Here is a 17,555-nt window from a genome sequence, read left to right on the forward strand (position 1 = left end):
CCAATGAATAGGAGTGATCTGGCATAATTGCAGGAAATATCCTAATAAACACTCACAACACCCCACCTCTTTATTAGGAATTTTCTCGGGAATACCCTTTAAAATATCAGCTCCCCGCAAAATTCGGGATTCACTCACAAAATGTGATCGGCCTACAATGATTGCACTCTGCCTGCCAACAATAAAGTTTAACTTGCTGGAAAATAAACCAATTTGCTCATAAGCTCGACAAACGGAACATTTGTGCATTTTCATGCTTTACAAGCCCCATCGGCACCGCTATTATTCGCCCCGTTCACACGATTCCTCTGTAGTTCAGTCGGTAGAACGGCGGACTGTTAATCCGTATGTCACTGGTTCGAGTCCAGTCAGAGGAGCCATATTTAGAAAAGCCCGCTTAGGCAACTAAGCGGGCTTTTTGCTGTTTACCCCTGGATGACTCAATCGTCATAAGGCTCGCCGAGCGTGAGCATCAAGCGGTTGGCCCAGGCAAAGAAGGCCGTCGCCTGTACCAGATCCAACAGTTCCAGTTCACCCAGCCCCTGCTCACGTAGCGCGGCAAGTTGAGCGGCATTGGCCTGCGGTGGCGTGGCCGAAAGCGCTGCGGCAAAGTCTATTTGCGTGCGCCAATCCTCACCCTGCCCTTCGCTCAAGTTCCCTCCCGGTGCGATATCCAGCAGGCGCTGCACCTCTTCTGCCCTTTTGGATAACTGCGCCGCTTTACGCGCATGCACCGAGGCACAGTAAATACAGCCGTTCACCTTGCTGGCCACCGCCGCAGCCAGTTCTCGATCCTGGCGGGCAAGACCACCAGCGGTGTAGAAAATGGCCCGATCCGTGATGGTTCGCTGTTCCAACACCGCATGATCGCGCGCCAACAAGCGGAAATAGTCGGAATCCGCGTGACCGAACTTGGTCAGCAAGGCTTTTCCCTGCTCATCAAACGCCTCCAAGGGTTTAGCAGCAATCCAGGGCTCCCATCCCAACTCCTGGCTGGTGAACGCAAGCGGTGCATGGCGGCCACTGGCTGTATGACTCGCGGTGCGCCAAGCGGAGGCTCGGACGGGAGCACGACCGCTGGTCGCTACCGGCAATCCTGCCAGCAAGCGGTAGCCGAACAACAGACGGCTCTGGAAACTGACAAAGGCGATCAGCTGTGAAAGCGTGACAATGTCATCCAATGACCATCCTGCCCGTTGCAGAGCCTGTAAGTGCTTGGCTTCTGCGCCGGCGGGTTTGAAGGCCAGGCGTTCTGCGTGATCCAATGCGGCCTGCAAGCGTGGGCCGTCAGCGGGCTGAGTCTGCTGCAATTGGGCATAATGCGCCGCCAACTGCCGATCGCCGTGCCATTCACTGATACGTTGCGCCAACAGCAGGCGCTCTGCAATCTCGAAAGCGCCCGCATTCTGTGGCGCGAACAGTCTCTGATAGCTGGCCTCAATCCCCTCGGTTGCCGCCTGACGTATTGCTCTGGCCTGTGCCAAAGGAGAGTCTGGGGCGATTTCAGCCAGTCTGGTCAGGTGATCCTGGGTGTCGGTCATACGTTTTCCTCTGCGTGATGTGGATAAGCCAACGTGGCAGGATTGCGCCGCTGCCACCCCAATGCTGGTGCGACATCACGGGCTATCAGCTCAATAGAGCGCAAAATATAGGCATGGGGCGGATCGATAGAGTGCACCTGAAACGCCAAATCGGTGACGCGGGCCAGCGCACTATCCCGTTGCAACGAGGCGATCACCTGCTCTGGCGTACCGAGATGCACGTCAAAAGCGCGGATCAGACCGTCGAGCGACTCATCCACCACCTGATGCCCACTGGCGCGCAAACGTTCCAATCCACGACTGAGCCCTTGTGCAGCAAAATCACGTGCACGGCTCTGATCTTCGGTCACAAAAGCGGTGCGTGATCCCATGATGCGCGGCTCTACTCCTGGCGGTAGCGCATCGAGATAGGCATCAATAATCGGATTTTGCAGCTCATCGAGTGGCATATCTGGTGCATCTGGTGGCCTGGGTTGAGTGCGTGACAGCATCAGCCCATCACCAGCCTTACCAGCCCGGATCCCACCTTCAACCGAAAAGGTAGCTTGCCAGACGCGTTTTATTAGTTGGGAAGCGTCCGGATAGAGACGGTTGGCGGCGTTGCCGAGCGTTTCACCGCCCCAGGCGTCCAGCAGAATGCGTAAATTATCGTTAAACGCCGCATTGCGCCGCTCGGCATCAATCCCAAAAGCGCTAAACGAAGACGGAGTTCCGCCTGCCGCCAGCCCCACTTCCAACCGACCACCGGAAAGCAGATCCAACACCGCCGTATCTTCCGCCACGCGAACGGCAGACTCCATCGGCAAGGTGATCACTCCAGTCCCCAAACGAATATGCCGGGTATGCACCGCGGCCTGAGCCAAAAAAACCAATGGTGAAGGCAAGCCGCCCTCATCCTGATGAAAATGGTGCTGCGCCACCCAGGCGGTGTCGAACCCGGCGCGCTCGGCCTGGACAATTTGCTCGGTGGCCAGCCGGTAACGTTCTTGAGCACTGCCGTTATCCAGCAGGCGGGTAAAAAAACCGAGACGTTTAGCGCTCATGAGGCATCCTTCAAAGTTTGGTACATCGCACGGCCAGGAATGGCCGCAATCAACTGGCGGGTATAGTCACTGCCGGGCCGGGCAAACACCTCGGCGGTAGTGCCCACATCTACCTGTTGCCCACGGCACAGAACCGAGATGCTGTGAGAGATTTGCCGCACCGTCGCCAGATCGTGCGAGATAAACAGGTAGGTCAGCCCCAACTCACGCTGTAGCTGCTCTAATAAGCGCAGGATTTGCGCCTGCACGGTGACATCCAGCGCCGAGGTGGCCTCATCCAATACCAGCACCCGAGGTTGCAGTATCAGAGCACGGGCGATGGCGACCCGTTGGCGCTGGCCACCGGAAAGCTCACGCGGTTTGCGCGTCAGGAGTTCGGCAGGCAGAGCGACTCGCTCGAACAGTTCCCGCACCCGCCAGTAACGCTCTGCCTTGGCAACCGGTTCAAAGTTGAGTAACGGTTCCTCGATCGCCTGATACAGGGTTTGCGCCGGATCGAGCGAAGCAAAGGGGTTTTGATAGACCAGTTGGATACGCCGCCGAAACTGGCGCAGCGCCTCGCCCTTTAGCCGGGTAAAATCGACGCCGTCGATGATGATTTGCCCAGCATCCGGCCGCTGAAAACCTAGCAGGCAACGAGCCAAGGTGGTTTTACCAGAGCCAGATTCGCCGACCAGCGCATGAGTAGTGCCGCGCTGTACGCTGAACGACACCCGATCCAGCGCCCGGAACGTCTGCCCGCCTCTGCCAGTAAAACGGAAATCCTTCACCAGGCCGTTGACGACGATTGCCGGTTCCGTTTTACGGACGAGCGCCGGTGGGGCGACGGAGGCCAACGAAGGTACATCGGCAAACAAGCGACGGGTATACTCATGCGCCGGAGCCTGCAATACCGCCACCGTTTGCCCTTGTTCCTGAACCCTGCCCTGACGAAACACCAGCAGCCGATCGGCCCGTTCCGCCGCCACACCCAAATCGTGGGTGACGAACAACACCGCCGTACCAAACTCCTGACGCAGTTCATCGATCAGGTCGAGAATGCGTTTTTGCACCGTCACGTCCAGCGCACTGGTCGGTTCATCGGCAATAATCAACGCGGGCCGTAACGCAATGGCGATGGCAATCAGCACCCGCTGTTTCATGCCGCCGGAAAGTTCATGCGGATACTGGCGCGCCCGCAACTCGGGGTGAGTCAACCCCACGCGAGTAAGTAACTCCACAACCCGAAGCTGTACCCGCTTGCGTGGCAGGCGTTGGTGAATATTGATGATCTCGGCAACCTGCTCACCGATGGTTTTAACCGGGTTGAGCGAACTGGCGGGATCTTGCGGGATCAGGCTTATCTGCGCACCACGCACCGTATCCAACTGGCGTGAAGACCAGTGCGCAATATCGGTGCCATTAAGCCGGATCGCCCCCTGCTCCAGGCGACCATTCTCCGCCAGCAGGCCGATAATCGCCTGGGCCGTGGTGGTTTTCCCCGACCCCGACTCCCCCACCAGGGCAACGACTTCCCCCGGCTGAAGGGTAAAGGAAACGTTGTGCACCACCCGCTGGCTGCGGTTGCCCTGCTGATAGGCGATGGAAACGTTATCCAGCTCCAGCAATGGCACGGGTGAAATGGTTGTCTGTAGGTTCATCGGCGCGCGCTCCCTAATGCATGGCTGATTCGGTTGGCGGCCAGCACCACGGCAACCACCATCAGGCCGGGGAAGGTAGTCAGCCACCAGGCCGTTGAGATGTAGTTACGCCCTTCGGCGATCAGCAAGCCCCATTCCGGCGTGGGCGGTGGCGTGCCGTATCCCAGAAAACTCAGGGTGGCAATCGCCAGAATGGCATTGCCAAACTGCAGGGCAGAGAATGCAATCACCGAGGTCAGCGAATTAGGCAGAATATGGCGCCATAGCACCGCCCAAAAGTGCCCGCCGCTGCCGTAGGCCGCTTCAACGTAGTCGCTGTGCCGCACCCGCAGCACTTCCGCACGGGCCAGACGCGCAAAGTTGGCCACCGACGAGATCCCCACCGCCAGCGCCGCGTTCACCGTGCCGAACCCCAGCAGGATGATTACGCTCAAGGAAAGCAGCAGCCCAGGGATCGACAGCAAAACATCAACCAAGCGCATCACAACATCATCGACGATGCCGCCTAAAGCCCCGGCGACCAGGCCCAGCGACGTCCCCACAACCAGCCCCAGCGCTACGGCAACTAGCGCTGCGGATAAAGTGTGCGATGCGCCATAGACGATCCGGGCGTAGAGATCGCGCCCCAGCGGATCGGTGCCTAGCCAGTGTTCACCACCGGGTGCCAGACGTTGTGCCCCGGCAATCCCTTCCGTGCCGCTGTACGCAGTAAAGAGTTCTGGGGCGATCGCCCATAGCACAGCGATCCCAAGCACGATCCAGGCTAGCCACAGGCTAAGCGGATAACGCCGCTGAGCGCGCCTGGCTGTGCGTACACTCCCTTCGGCTTCCCCACCGGACAGATCGCGTTCCGGCATCACGGATTTTTCCAACGGAATACTGCTCATCGGGTCGCTCCTGCATAGGTTTTCAGTCTGGGATCGAGCAACGGGAACAGCAGATCGACCAGCAGATTGAGGAAGACAAAGGCGGCGGCAGAGATCATCACCACCGCCTGTAACACCGCCACGTCCTGGTTCACGACCGCCTGCTGTGTCAGTTGCCCCAGGCCACTGCGGCCAAATACGGTTTCGGTGATCAATGCCCCGGCGATCAGTTCACCAAACAGAATGCCCGCAATAGTCAGCACAGGCAGCATGGCGTTACGCGCCACATGCCGCCATAGCACCCCCCTGCGGCTGGCACCTTTGGCACGCGCCACCGCCACAAACGGCTGCGTTTGCACGCTATCGATACTGCGGATCAGGATCTGCGCCAGCGGGGCAGAGATGGGGATCGCCAAAGTGGCGATCGGCAACAGTAGACCAACCCACTCGCCTGGATTAATGATCGGCACCAACTTCAGCCGGAATGAAAAGATCTGGATCAACACGATTCCAAGCCAGAATGTAGGAACCGACACAAACAGCGCAGGCAGCGATTGCAGCGCCGATTTCAACCAGCCAAAGCCGATCAGATTGGAGACAAAGGCAATGACCAGTGCCAACAGCAAGGCCAGGGTGAAACCCAGTACGGCTAATTGCAGGGTGGCGGGCAGGTTGGCAGCCAGCAAGGCACTCACCGGCACGCCGTTCTGGATCGAATAACCCAAGTCGCCGCGCAAGAAATTCCCCAACGTATGCAGATATTGCTGCCACAGGGGCACATCGGCACCGTAGGCGGCGCGCATATCGGCGATCTGATCCGGGCTAAGGCCCATATCAGGGTTCTGGAATTTAATCAGGATCGCGTCGCCGGGCAGCACCTGCAGCAAGATAAACGACAGCGTAAATGCCGCCCACAGCACCAGCAACGCCTGCCCGGTTCGGCCACTCAGGTATTTCAGCATCTTTAGCTCCTCAAAATGGCCCCTCACCCTAACCCTCTCCCACAGGGAGAAGGGACTGAACGTGCCACGTTTTATACTGGTGCTCATATTGGCAGAACTGTCCGTGCCTCGATTTACTCCATACCTGACCACCACAGCGTACTGGCTCCCTCACCCACAGAAAGGGGACTGAACGTGCCACGTTTTATACTAGTGCTCATATTGGCAGAACTGTCCGTGCCTCGATTTACACTGCACCTGACCACCACACCGAACTGGCTCCCTCTCCCTGTGGGAGAGGGTTGGGGTGAGGGGAAACAAGCAGCTCGGGCTTACCGTTTCTCTAACCACGCGCCATAGAAGCTTGGTCGCCCGACGGCTTCAAAGTTGACGCCTTTCAGATAGGGAGCACCGGCAAAGACCTGCGGCTCTTCAAAGAACGGGATCACGTAGGCCTGATCCAGCAGATACTTTTGCGCCTCACCGGCGATCTGCAAGCGCTTGGCCGGATCCACTTCAGAGGCAATCCCCAGCAGCAGTTGGTTCAGTGAGTTATCGATGAATTTACTATTCTGGCTGGTACCGCCCTGCTGCAACAGGCCATCACGATTGGTGGGATAAAACTGGCTTTTAATTACATCGGGATCGGCACGGCCCACTTCGACCACCGAAGCTGGCGTCTTCTGCGGATCGAGGTTATCCGCTACCCGGCTGCCCGCATCGCCTGCCAGGATATTCAGCCGTGCCCCCACCTTGCCCCACTGCTGTGAGACCAGTTGCAGCACCGCCTTGTTTTGCGGTTGTGGCAGCGACTCGTACACCGTTAACAACAGCTTCTTACCGTCTTTCTGGCGCAGGCCATCGCTGCCCTTTTGCCAACCGGCGTCATCCAGCAGGCGGTTGGCCTTCGCCAGATCAAAGGTCAATTTGTCAGAGAGATCGACAAAACCGGCTGCCGAGGAAGCAATCACCGATTTGGCTTGTGGATAGTTGGCAGAAAACAGCGTATCGACGATCTGTTTGCTGTCGGTGGCATGCAGCAGCGCTTGCCGCACGCGAATGTCGGCCACCAGCGGATTGTCTGGCCGGAAGGCAATGCTGTCGTTGACGCCACGGGTTGGCGCGGCATAGATCGTAAAGCCCTGATCCTGTGTTTGCTTCTCATCATAAGCCTGGAGCTGGCGGATAAAGTCCGCCTGCCCGGCCTGCAACGCCCCAATCCGCACGCTGTCTTCCGGGGTGACGATCACCTTGATGGCATCCAGATTGGCCCGCCCTTGCTGAACCAGCTTGCTCGGCCCCCAACGATAGTCTTGGCGTACGCTGAGATCGACCTCGCGCCCCAGGGTTTCACCGCTCACCACAAACGGACCAGAGCCGATGATATGGCGCGCATCACCCAGTTCATCGTATTGGCGGTTTAGCGTGCTGAGCGATACCAACCCGGAGCCAATGGTTGCCGTACCTTGCAGGAAGCCTGGGGATGAACGTTTGAAATAGAATTTGACCGTCAGCGGATCGATGACCTCACTGTGGTCATAGTTATTGATCACCTCGGAAACCGGCAAGCGCAGCGCTTTATTGCCCAGGCCGTAAGTATCAAAGTTCTTCGCTACCGCATTGGCATCCAGCGGTGTCCCGTCGGAGAAGGTCACGCCGGGGCGCAGTTTGAAGGTATATTGCGTTTTATCGGGGTTGCTGGACCAGGACTCGGCGATCCAGGGTTCGATCTCCAGCGTTTTCGGGTTCTGATAGGTCAGTTTGTCGGTGATCTGGTTAAGGATACCGCCGTTGGGGTAAAACCCGCCGGAAGGGGGATACAGATTGGTATGTGCCTGCTGCTCCAGGTAGATCAGAGTGCCGCCCTGCACCGCCGCGAGGGCCGGGCTTGCCGCAGCCGCAGCACTTAATACCACCGCCAGTCCGCTGGTTAACGTCTTGAAAGGAAAATTAAACATGGGTGCCGTGCCTTCTTTATGTCGGTTTGTTATGGGGTAGATAACAAACCAAAACGGCACGGAGTTGAACGAACTAATTTAGCTAACTAATGATGAAAAAAGCAGTAACGCGCCGAGCCGTGGCTGGGCACGTCCCATCAATCCACCTGATATTGCACAATCAACTGCCCTTTCTTCATCTTGACGGCGGTGATCAGCACCTTGCCCAACTCCGCCAGCGAGCGCACGTGGGTGCCACCACAGCCATAAGCGGGCAGTTCGCCAAACCCGACCTGACGGACGCCTTGCTGCTCCTGCTGCCTGCGCGGCAAATCGGCGGCGATCAAGTCCGTCAGTTGTTGCTGCAAGTCATCCTGTTGCAACATTGTTGTCTGTGCCCCCGGTGCAAAGGTAATTCGCCCTTCCCCCGGCCAGTGGTGCGCCTTCACCGGCTGCCAGCCCTGGCTTTCCCCCAACCAGCCAATCAGGTGTCCGGCAGAATGCCAGCGGGTATGCAAGTGGCGTTGTTCTCCGTCAATCTCCAGCGTAACCGGGCCACAAGGCAAAGGTTCGGCCAGATAATGGAGCAGTTGATCGCCCTGCGCGGCAACACGTAATACCGCTACGCCACCGATCGTGCCGCTATCGCTCGGCTGCCCGCCACCCTGTGGGTGAAACAACGTGGCATCCAACTGCACCGCATAGCTGCCATCCTCTTGCGCCATGCAAGCTAGTACCTGAGTCTGGAGCTGCAAATCATCGTGATAATAATAAAGTCGTTCGGTCATGGGCTTTCTCCTGGTTAACGCCGTTATTATATTCGTGCCATAATCGGCTGATAATCCGTCTTCACTACAATGGACCTTTGCGCTGTGAGCACAAATCTTTCCACCGCACTGCTGGTTGAAATGGCCGTTTTTGTTCAGGTGGTGGAAAGCGGCAGCTTCTCCGCCGCCGCCCGCCAGTTGGGCAGTTCCCCTTCTGCCACCAGCCGCAGCGTTGCCAGGTTGGAACAAGCGCTGAACGTACGGCTGTTGCACCGCACCACCCGCAAACTGCGCCTGAGTGAGCAAGGCGAGGCCGTGTTTCAGCGCTGCCGTAGCATGCTGGATGCCGCCAACGCCGTAATGACCATCAGCGGCCAGGGCAGCTCACAACCGGAGGGCACGATCAGCGTCAGCGTACCGAAGGCCGTCGGGCACTTTGTCCTGCACCCTCATATGCCAGAATTCTTGCGACGCTACCCGCAGGTGGATGTCCATCTGCGGCTGGAGGATCGTTACATGGATTTGATCGACGATCGGGTCGATCTGGCGCTGCGCATCACCGACCGCCCGTCACCGGGCCTGATCGGCCGCCCGTTGATGACCATCGAACATTTGCTATGCGCTACTCCGCATTATCTGGCCCAACAGGGCACGCCACGTCACCCGCGAGACCTGACGGGGCATAGCTGCATTTACCTGGGGGAGACACCCAGCGACGCGCGCTGGCGCTTTCGCCGCAACGGCAAAACGGTTTCGGTCAATGTGCGGGGGCGCTATGCCGCCAACCACACCGGGGTTCGGCTGGATGCGGTGAAACAGCATATCGGTATCGGCAGCCTGCCCTACTTTACTGCCCGCCAGGCGCTGGCCAGCGGTGAGATTGTGCAGGTATTGCCAGAGTGGGATTTCCTCAGCAGTTATCATGGCGATCTGTGGCTGCTGTATGCCCCCACTCAGCATCTACCGCCCAAGCTGCGGGTGTTTATCGATTATCTGGTGGCCAGTTTAGGCCAGGAACCTGCGTTAAAGCGCCTTGCGCAGGGTGATATTGATGCGGTGTGAACCCACCAGCGAATGGTAGCCCTCTTTCACCGGCAGGATGCCGTGGAAGCACAATCGCGACGGGCCGCCCCAGACCACGACATCACCGTGGGCCAGCGGGATGCGCCGCGTTCTGTCGTTGCGTTGCAGTCCACCAAACTGAAAAATAGCCGGTAGCCCCAGCGATACCGAAACGATCGGCGCGGTAAAGTCATGCTCGTCTTTATCTTGATGCAGCGAAAGCTTGCTGCCCGGATCGTAGCGGTTCATCAGGCAGGAATCCGGGACGTAATGACCGAACCCGGCCTGCAAGGCCGCCTCATCGGCCAATGCCAGCAAAATTGCCGGGATTTCTGGCCAACTTTTGCCAGTACCGGGATCGCGCTGCGAATAGCGGTAACCATTACTGTCGCTGTTCCAACCGTTGCCGCACCAGCTCATGGCCACCGACATGGTAAAACCGCCCGGCGTAGTCATATGCCGCCAGGGTACCTGCGCCACCACGCCGTTGACTGCCGCCAGCAGTTCCGGCCCGTGATCGCGCACAAAGCCGTGCAGTACCACTGCCCCCGGCGCTATTTCCTCACGCCAGGGTGGCGGCAGCGCATCTTCAAACAGATCGATTGTCATCGCCTTTACCTGGATAAATATACAGGTTTAATTCTAACCGCTTGACGCCGCTTGTCCAGCCCTGCGTAATTCGTTGTTGTTGGCCATAAATAACCTTAGAGTAGCCGCAAGAAATTCCATTAATAATCAGGAACGCTGGTGATCAAGGGCATCACACTATCCGTCGTCGCTTCTCTGCTGTTCGGCGTGATGTATTACTACACCTCAATGCTTACCCCGCTCGACGGCGAGGAAATCTATGGCTGGCGCACCCTGCTGACACTGCCGTTTCTGACGCTGTTTATGCTGTTTTCCGGCGACTGGGCGCGGGTGAAGGAGATGCTGCATTGGCTAAGGCAACGCCCGCAACGCGTGCTGTTGTTGCTGCTGACCACCGCAATACTGGGTGTACAACTGTGGTTATTCCTGTGGGCACCGCTGCACGGCATGGCGCTTGATGTCTCACTCGGCTATTTCCTGCTGCCGCTGACCATGGTGCTGGCAGGCCGGGTGTTTTTCCGCGATCGCCTGTCCATACTGCAAAAGATGGCGGCCCTATGTGCATTGGTTGGTGTGGGTAATGAGCTGATCCAGGTCGGCGGGGTTTCCTGGTCCACGCTGGTAGTCGCGCTAGGTTATCCGGTTTACTTTATTCTGCGCCGCCGCTTGGGCACCGATCATCTGGGTGGGTTGTGGTGCGAGCTGACGCTGATGCTGCCGGTCGCCGCGCTGTTTGCGCTTGGTGGTTCAGAACCGCTGTCGGCACTCGCAGCCAAGCCGCTGCTGTATTTGCAGATCCCGCTGTTGGGCATTATCAGCGCGCTGGCGCTGGTGTGCTATATCCTGGCCAGCCGCCTGCTCCCCTTCAGCCTGTTTGGTTTGCTGAGTTATGTAGAACCGGTGTTGCTGGTGATCGTCGCACTGCTATTGGGTGAAACCATTAACGCCAACCAGTGGCTGACCTATATCCCGATCTGGCTGGCGGTCATGCTGTTGATGCTGGAAGGTGTGCGCCATCTGCTGCGCAGAAGAATGTAACCCTGAACATTACGTGGGGCGCGGCTTGCAACTCAACGGGCGCAGCTTGCAGCGCCCCTAAGGTCGAGCATCTTCGCCCCGACAATTCAGCAATGCTATCTGAAGATTTACCCCCTACCGCCAAACCAAAACCATTAATAAAAATTATATTTAAAACATTAAACATAAAACATAGTAATACTTAAAACAACTTTTTCTCCATTAACTGTGCGAAAACGTTGCTCCAAGATTTTATCCTTATTACTCTACGCAATTCATACACTCCAGACATGTTAATGATATTCCCGGCAAAAGCGCCAGTTCTGTCTCGTTTTAATTCGGAAAGAGGTATGTCGAGCGCGCTCTTGCCATTTAAGCAACCGCCACACTCACTATTTGCGTCGTCGTCAAGGAAGATCTGAGATGCAACAGACCCTACAAAACTGGTTGAAGAACACGGCTGGTACACAGTTGTACGCCGTACTGGCCAATACCAACGGTGCGCAAGGTATCAAAGCCTATTACCGAGAAGACGGAAGTCGCACACCGCACGGGCTTTACGCCAATACACCCTATGCCAACTGGTTCGAAGTGATGCCGGTGCTGGTGCAACTCACTGACGGCAGCCCGTTCTTGCGTTGGGCAGCAGAAACTCCCTTACGCAACTGGGGCTGGCTGGCACGCTCGCCGTTACCACAGGCTGCCCTGGCGGCCCATCTTGCGGGCTTGACGCAGGTGATCATGCCCAGCGGCAAAGCGGTGTTTTTCCGCTATTGGGATGGGCGCTATCTGCCGGCACACCTGCGTTATATGGGAGAGCACTGGGTCGATGTCCTGCCAATATTCTCTGATTACTGGGTAAACGGCGAGGGTTTTACCTGCCCGGTGGATCCCACTGCGCAGGCCCAGATCAGCCCCTGGTGGCAGGTACCGCAGGCCCTGATTGACCAACTTCTGACAACGGATCCCGGGCCGGTGATTGCCCAGGCATTACAGCAATTGCAGGAAACCCGTGCCGATCTCTACGGGCGTTTTCCCCCAGCCCTGCTGGAGATGAAGATCCGACATTTACTGGTGCAAAGCCATGGGCAGCGTGAAGGGCTGATGGCTCGCATCGTCACCACATTGGAGAGTGAGTGATGAGTAATTATGGGTATGGCAACAACTCGACGACGTATACCAACAGCGCATACGGGAATTACAACAAACGGGTGACGATCCCTGCTGACCCCCTGGCCCCTGAAACGCGTTATCAACAGGTCGTCAGCAACTTTAAAAATTGCCTGACGCGCTACCACGATACAACAGAGTTTCCGCTGTTAGGCAGCTTGCTGTTGATGGATCAGGAGGTGAAGGTCGGAGACTTTGTCATTGCCACCAGGCGGATAGACAATGAAAAGCTTAACGGCATCATGCAGTGCACCCTTAACCAACCCATTACCCTGACACACGCCTTTGAAGCCAAGGGGTATATCCCAATCGCGGGTTCGCCCTTCAAGATCATCAAACGTAAGAAAATGACCGCGGAGCAGTTTCGGCAGATAGCCTACATGAGTGTCAACCAGGCGTACGGGCCTTACTACATCAACATGGCGTCCTCGGACTTTGAGGACATCACGGTGCTGGATGGGCAGGTTTTCGATGATAACGGGATGGCCACCATCACACTGCCCGAGTGCGACGATGGGTACACCTATCACGTCGTCGTCAACGCCCAGGCCAGCAGTGAAAGTAACCTCCAGCGGCTGGATGATGCCTACAGCGAGCTGATCGACAAGTGTGCCAACCTGCTGGAAACCCAGTGGGGAACACACCAGCGGGCCGCCTGGCAAGCTTTTGCAGCCCAGGGCTCTCAGGTGGACTTTACCCAGGCGTTCAAGGCATTTTTTGCCGGGTTACGCGACAAAATCCTCGAACTGTACGAGACCGCCAAAAAGATCGTCAAGTGGATCACCAGCGAGAACCTGGATGCCATGCTGGCTTATATCGGCGAAAAGGGGGTGGCGAAAATGAAAGAGCTGTATGCCACCGGCAGAAAACAGATTGCCGATACGTTAGTGATCCTCTCCGATGAGGTACTGATGTTTATCTGTGCCCACGCCTTATACAGCTACTTTTGCCTGCTGACACCGCAACAGATCGCCAATTTTGCCGGGGGAGCGGCAGGCGAATTGGTCATGATGCTGTTGCTCTACATCGTGCTACCCGGTTCCGTAGCAAAAATAGCCCTGGACGGGTTGGATAGCTTAGCCGGTATGAGCCCGGCCCGATAATCAAGGAGAGTCAATGAAACCGTTGTTTCGTGCCAATACCAGTGCAGGGAAAGCGATCATGGGGGGAATCAAGGAAATCATTTCCCTGATCAATGAACACGTCCCCCATTATTTGGCCAAGAACCCTATTCGGGCAGGGGCTGTACCGTTAAATATTAAAAAAACCGCGAATATCGACTCCGCTGGCTTGGGCAAGAGCCTGGAAAATCAGAGCAGTGTGGTCGCACACTCCAATAATCTTAATGAAATCAAGATTGAATCGCCGATCACCCAGGCCAACAGCAGCGGTCAGAATCCGCAGGGCAAGGCGACGCCAAGAAGCGAGAACGCTGATGTGGACGGCGATCCGGTTTCGTTGTGTACCGGCGAAGAACTGTTGACGATCGCCGAAGGTAGCTTGCCGGGATTGTTGCCGTTCACCTGGCAGCGTTTTTACCGCACCAGCGCCTGTGAGGGGGATCTGGGTTTGGGGTACGGCTGGAGCCATAGCCTTTCCCACCGCCTACACTTTACCGACGATGCCATTGTCTGACATAACGATGAAAACCAGCGGACCGCCTTCCCCTATCCGAATGCCGAACACCCAATCCTGACCAATGTGCTCGGGGGCGCGGTGCTGGCCCTCGGTAGTCACGAAAACGAATACTGCCTCACCTTTGGCGGTGGCGCAGGGGTGTATACCTTTGTGCGTGAGGGAGAATGGGGACGGTTGACCGCCCTCAGCGACAAATATCACAACCGTCTACACCTGGAATATGATCGCCAGCAGCGCCTGATCCACCTACAGCATGCGCAGGGCCGGTTATTGTTCCAGTACACGGATGATGACTCGGCGCACATCGCGCAGGTCCATTTGCAGGCACTGCTCCGTGAAGAGGCCTATCGTGATGCGGTCTGGGTGACGCAGCAGGTGCTGGCACATTACACCTACAACGCGGCCGGGCAACTGGTCAGCGCCCTGAACGCCTGTGAGGAGCAGGAACACTACCAGTACGACGAGGCCCATGTCATCACGCAGCGCCAGTTGGCGGGCGGCGCCTGTTTTAACTGGACCTGGGAAGGCGTGGGCCCGGCATCACGCTGTATCCGCCAGTATGGCAATTTCGCCCAGTTGGATACCCATTACCTGTGGGACGATAACCGGCGGCAGGTGACGCTACGGCGCTGCGACGGCAGCCAGGAGGTTTATCAATACGATCGCCAGGCCCGGCTGATTTTCCGGCGGGCAGCGAACGGGGCCGAAACCCGCCATACCTATAACGAAGAGGGGTTACGCGTCAGTACCACCGATGCGTTGGGCCAGCAGACCCGTTATTTTTATGACGACGCGGGTAACCTGGTGCTCGAACTGGGCCCGGATGGGAGCATGACACGCTACACCTATCTGGATGGTCAGCTCAAGCGGGTGGCCAAGGGCAGTGGTCGCCTGGAGCAAGTGTGGCTCAACAGCATTAATGAACAGGGGGATATCTACGCGGCGCGCTCACCTGGGGAACAGGTGACCGAGTACGACTATTTCCCGAACGGGCAGATGCGCGCCGTTACCCATCCTGACGGGGTGACACAAACGTATCGTTGGGATAACGTAGGACGTTTACTGGAGAGTACCACCAGTGGCGGTAGCGTGCGCCGTTACCGTTATACCCCCCTTGGCACCCAGCCGATCGCCGTCACAGATGAAACAGGTAATACCACCCATTTTGTCTGGGATGCGTTGGAACGGTTGCTGGAACAAACCACGCCGGACGGCCGCCCCCAGCGATACCGTTACAATGCCTATGGCAAGGTGACCGAGTCGCGCGATCCGGCCGGTTTGGTGACCCGCTACGAGTACGCAGCCCCCCTGCATCTGCTGACGCGCAAGATCCTGCCAGATGGCAGTGCGCTGGAGTATCGTTACGACAACACGCACCTGCAGGTCAGTGAGATCCTCAACCCGAAAGGGGAAAGTTACCGCCTGGCTTACACGGCGACGGGGCTGCTGAGTGAAGAGATCGGGTTTGACGGGGTTAAAACCGCGTATGCGTACGATCTGAACGACAGGCTGATTGAAAAACAAGAGTACGGCAATCAGCCAGATGCGGAGCCACTGGTCACCACCTACCAGCGCGACTGGCAGGGAAAACTGCTGCGTAAGACCCTGCCGGATGGGCAGGTAGAGCAGTACGACTATGATGCCCTGGGGCGGTTAATTGCCGTCAATGACGGGCAGACACCGCTGGCCTGGGAATACGACATCGCCAATCGCCTGGTGGCAGAGCACCAGGGATGGGCAACACAGCGTCATCAGTACGATCCACACAGCGGGTTGCTGAAAGGCAGCCGACTGCCAGACGGCCAACAGCTGGGCTACCACTACCAGCATGGCCGGGTACAGGGGATCACGCTGAACGAACAGCCGCTGCTGGCGTTCAACCACGACAACGCCGGGCGCGAGCTGGAACGGCGACAGGGCAACGGGCTGGTGAACCGCTACCAGTACGACCCATTGGGACGCCTGACGGAACACAGTTTGCTGGCTCCCGGCGACGAAGTCCCCCACTCCCTGTGGCAGCAACACTACCGCTATCAGGCACAAGGGGAACTGGCCGGTATCGAAGGCAGCCAGCCCCGGGAGTACCGCTACGATCCGCTGGGGCAACTGCTAAACGTGCAATACCCCGGCACGGCCAAGCCGGAAGAACGCCACAGCATGGCGGGTGAAAGTTTTCTCTACGACACGGCGGGCAACCGGGTCAGCCAATACGCGGGGGAAAACACTGCCCCTGGCAACCGGCTGGCGCTTTATGGTGACAGGCACTTCGAGTACGATCGCTTTGGTAACCTGACGGTAGAGCGGCGCGGCAAGGCCCACAAATTGGTGACCACCTTTGCCTATGACTGTCGACACCGGCTGATAAAGCGGACCGATCCGCACGGGCGAGTAACCACCTACACCTATGACGCGTTTAACCGCCGAACCAGTAAAACCGTAGAGGGCCAGACCACGGAATACCTGTGGCAGGGCAATAAACTGATTGCGGAAACGGACAATCAGCAGCACTGGCAAACGTTTTTGTATGAGCCGGGCAGCTACCGGCCAATGGCAACGGTAGTCGGCTCTACGCGGGTGAACAGCCCGAAGGTCAGGACCTATTGGTACCAGAATGACCACCTGGGCACGCCGCACAGCCTGACGGACATCCAGGGCAACACCGTATGGCGGGGACAGTACAGCGCCTACGGGCAACTGACGGAGGAATGGACGCCACCGGATGATCCGTATGAACACCCACAACCAAAGGTCAACAACCCACTGCGTTTTCAGGGGCAGTACGACGATGCGGAAAGCGGGCTGTATTACAACCTGAACCGGTATTATGATCCGGGGGTTGGGCGGTATTTGACGGCGGATCCGATAGGATTGGCGGGTGGGTTTAATGGATATCAGTATTGTTTAAATCCGATCTCTTATATAGATCCATTAGGATTGTTTAAGATAGAGCAAACAGGATTTGAAACTTATTATAGAACGATGAGCCAAGAACATTATGAGCATTTATTGACAACGGGTAGATTAAAAGGAACATCAGAAACATTTATTTCACCTACACAAGGTTTTTCTGAAGGTTATCTTGGTAACTTAGTTGAGTTAAACCTAAATGAAGGAGCGACTGAGAAGTTGGTTAACATTGGAGTTAGGGACACTTCACTTAAAGTGAAAGAGTTATATCCTGAGATGCCTACAGTTAGTAGTGGATGGAAAAATAAAAATGCATACTTTAAAAAAGAAGATGATCAGATAAATATAGGGCTTGGTACAGGCGACGCACTTGATTTATTTAATGATAACATTGCTTCTATAAACTTAATAAAGAAGATAAATAAATTAGAGGAATGA

Annotated in this window: 14 protein-coding genes and 1 tRNA gene; 7 read left to right on the forward strand and 8 right to left on the reverse strand. The window is 56.9% G+C overall.

The genetic code is table 11. The features are described from left to right. Positions 1 to 304: 304 nt before the first annotated feature. Positions 305 to 380: transfer RNA gene (locus ABIE29_RS13125), tRNA-Asn, on the forward strand. A 60-nt stretch (positions 381 to 440) separates the two neighbouring features. Here the strand turns inward: ABIE29_RS13125 and ABIE29_RS13130 are convergent. The 7 genes from ABIE29_RS13130 to ABIE29_RS13160 all read right to left on the reverse strand — a co-directional run bounded on the left by ABIE29_RS13130 (position 441) and on the right by ABIE29_RS13160 (position 8,756). After that, positions 441 to 1,541 (reverse strand): alkylhydroperoxidase domain protein, encoded by a 1,101-nt coding sequence (locus tag ABIE29_RS13130; protein ID WP_429619215.1) that lies wholly within the window; start codon positions 1,539 to 1,541, stop codon positions 441 to 443. Further along, positions 1,538 to 2,584, reverse strand: coding sequence for a putative FMN-dependent luciferase-like monooxygenase (locus ABIE29_RS13135; protein ID WP_429619216.1), 1,047 nt, complete (start codon positions 2,582 to 2,584; stop codon positions 1,538 to 1,540). The genes ABIE29_RS13130 and ABIE29_RS13135 overlap by 4 nt, the downstream gene beginning before the upstream one ends. Further along, complete coding sequence (locus tag ABIE29_RS13140) at positions 2,581 to 4,224, reverse strand: dipeptide ABC transporter ATP-binding protein (RefSeq protein WP_429619217.1); 1,644 nt, start codon at positions 4,222 to 4,224, stop codon at positions 2,581 to 2,583. Before ABIE29_RS13140 ends, ABIE29_RS13135 begins: the two co-directional genes overlap by 4 nt. Further along, the gene (locus ABIE29_RS13145) at positions 4,221 to 5,111 is read right to left on the reverse strand and encodes an ABC transporter permease (protein ID WP_161713635.1); all 891 of its coding nucleotides are present in this window, start codon (positions 5,109 to 5,111) and stop codon (positions 4,221 to 4,223) included. Before ABIE29_RS13145 ends, ABIE29_RS13140 begins: the two co-directional genes overlap by 4 nt. After that, positions 5,108 to 6,052, reverse strand: coding sequence for an ABC transporter permease (locus tag ABIE29_RS13150; RefSeq protein WP_429619218.1), 945 nt, complete (start codon positions 6,050 to 6,052; stop codon positions 5,108 to 5,110). The genes ABIE29_RS13145 and ABIE29_RS13150 overlap by 4 nt, the downstream gene beginning before the upstream one ends. A gap of 311 nt (positions 6,053 to 6,363) precedes the next feature. Next, complete coding sequence (locus ABIE29_RS13155; protein WP_429619219.1) at positions 6,364 to 7,989, reverse strand: TIGR04028 family ABC transporter substrate-binding protein; 1,626 nt, start codon at positions 7,987 to 7,989, stop codon at positions 6,364 to 6,366. Positions 7,990 to 8,126: 137 nt separating this feature from the next. Continuing rightward, positions 8,127 to 8,756, reverse strand: coding sequence for an alanyl-tRNA editing protein (locus ABIE29_RS13160; RefSeq protein ID WP_429619220.1), 630 nt, complete (start codon positions 8,754 to 8,756; stop codon positions 8,127 to 8,129). A gap of 84 nt (positions 8,757 to 8,840) precedes the next feature. On the opposite strand from ABIE29_RS13160, the gene ABIE29_RS13165 reads away from it, so the two are divergent. Continuing rightward, entirely contained in the window at positions 8,841 to 9,797 is a 957-nt protein-coding gene (locus ABIE29_RS13165) for a LysR family transcriptional regulator (RefSeq protein ID WP_429619221.1), read from the forward strand. On the opposite strand, the gene alkB is transcribed toward ABIE29_RS13165, so the two are convergent. Continuing rightward, complete coding sequence (gene alkB, locus ABIE29_RS13170; RefSeq protein ID WP_429619222.1) at positions 9,759 to 10,406, reverse strand: DNA oxidative demethylase AlkB; 648 nt, start codon at positions 10,404 to 10,406, stop codon at positions 9,759 to 9,761. The two genes, ABIE29_RS13165 and alkB, sit on opposite strands and share 39 nt — an antisense overlap. A 138-nt stretch (positions 10,407 to 10,544) precedes the next feature. On the opposite strand from alkB, the gene rarD reads away from it, so the two are divergent. The 5 genes from rarD (at position 10,545) to ABIE29_RS13195 (ending at position 17,555) form a co-directional block, all read left to right on the forward strand. Beyond that, positions 10,545 to 11,423 (forward strand): EamA family transporter RarD, encoded by an 879-nt coding sequence (rarD, locus tag ABIE29_RS13175; RefSeq protein ID WP_429619223.1) that lies wholly within the window; start codon positions 10,545 to 10,547, stop codon positions 11,421 to 11,423. Positions 11,424 to 11,825: 402 nt separating this feature from the next. Continuing rightward, a complete protein-coding gene (locus ABIE29_RS13180; RefSeq protein WP_429619224.1) occupies positions 11,826 to 12,542 on the forward strand; it encodes a DUF4123 domain-containing protein in 717 nt (238 codons plus the stop codon). After that, on the forward strand, positions 12,542 to 13,675 hold the full coding sequence (locus ABIE29_RS13185) for a hypothetical protein (RefSeq protein ID WP_429619225.1): 1,134 nt from the start codon (positions 12,542 to 12,544) through the stop codon (positions 13,673 to 13,675). Before ABIE29_RS13180 ends, ABIE29_RS13185 begins: the two co-directional genes overlap by 1 nt. Positions 13,676 to 13,688: 13 nt before the next feature. Then, positions 13,689 to 14,207 carry a DUF6531 domain-containing protein gene (locus tag ABIE29_RS13190; protein WP_429619226.1) on the forward strand — a complete coding sequence of 173 codons (519 nt, stop codon included), beginning with the start codon at positions 13,689 to 13,691 and terminating at the stop codon, positions 14,205 to 14,207. 81 nt (positions 14,208 to 14,288) lie between these two features. Continuing rightward, a complete protein-coding gene (locus ABIE29_RS13195) occupies positions 14,289 to 17,555 on the forward strand; it encodes an RHS repeat-associated core domain-containing protein (RefSeq protein ID WP_429619227.1) in 3,267 nt (1,088 codons plus the stop codon).

Source organism: Serratia sp. 2723, from assembly GCF_050434425.1.
Taxonomy (GTDB): Bacteria; Pseudomonadota; Gammaproteobacteria; order Enterobacterales; family Enterobacteriaceae; genus Chania.

What these genes read in the sequence shown, in the direction of transcription:
- ABIE29_RS13140 (WP_429619217.1), bottom strand. Translation starts at nt 4,224, where the DNA reads ATGAACCTACAGACAACCATTTCACCCGTGCCATTGCTGGAGCTGGAT.
- ABIE29_RS13190 (WP_429619226.1), top strand. Translation starts at nt 13,689, where the DNA reads ATGAAACCGTTGTTTCGTGCCAATACCAGTGCAGGGAAAGCGATCATG.
- ABIE29_RS13185 (WP_429619225.1), top strand. Translation starts at nt 12,542, where the DNA reads ATGAGTAATTATGGGTATGGCAACAACTCGACGACGTATACCAACAGC.
- ABIE29_RS13180 (WP_429619224.1), top strand. Translation starts at nt 11,826, where the DNA reads ATGCAACAGACCCTACAAAACTGGTTGAAGAACACGGCTGGTACACAG.
- ABIE29_RS13130 (WP_429619215.1), bottom strand. Translation starts at nt 1,541, where the DNA reads ATGACCGACACCCAGGATCACCTGACCAGACTGGCTGAAATCGCCCCA.
- alkB (WP_429619222.1), bottom strand. Translation starts at nt 10,406, where the DNA reads ATGACAATCGATCTGTTTGAAGATGCGCTGCCGCCACCCTGGCGTGAG.
- ABIE29_RS13135 (WP_429619216.1), bottom strand. Translation starts at nt 2,584, where the DNA reads ATGAGCGCTAAACGTCTCGGTTTTTTTACCCGCCTGCTGGATAACGGC.
- ABIE29_RS13160 (WP_429619220.1), bottom strand. Translation starts at nt 8,756, where the DNA reads ATGACCGAACGACTTTATTATTATCACGATGATTTGCAGCTCCAGACT.
- ABIE29_RS13150 (WP_429619218.1), bottom strand. Translation starts at nt 6,052, where the DNA reads ATGCTGAAATACCTGAGTGGCCGAACCGGGCAGGCGTTGCTGGTGCTG.
- ABIE29_RS13145 (WP_161713635.1), bottom strand. Translation starts at nt 5,111, where the DNA reads ATGAGCAGTATTCCGTTGGAAAAATCCGTGATGCCGGAACGCGATCTG.
- ABIE29_RS13155 (WP_429619219.1), bottom strand. Translation starts at nt 7,989, where the DNA reads ATGTTTAATTTTCCTTTCAAGACGTTAACCAGCGGACTGGCGGTGGTA.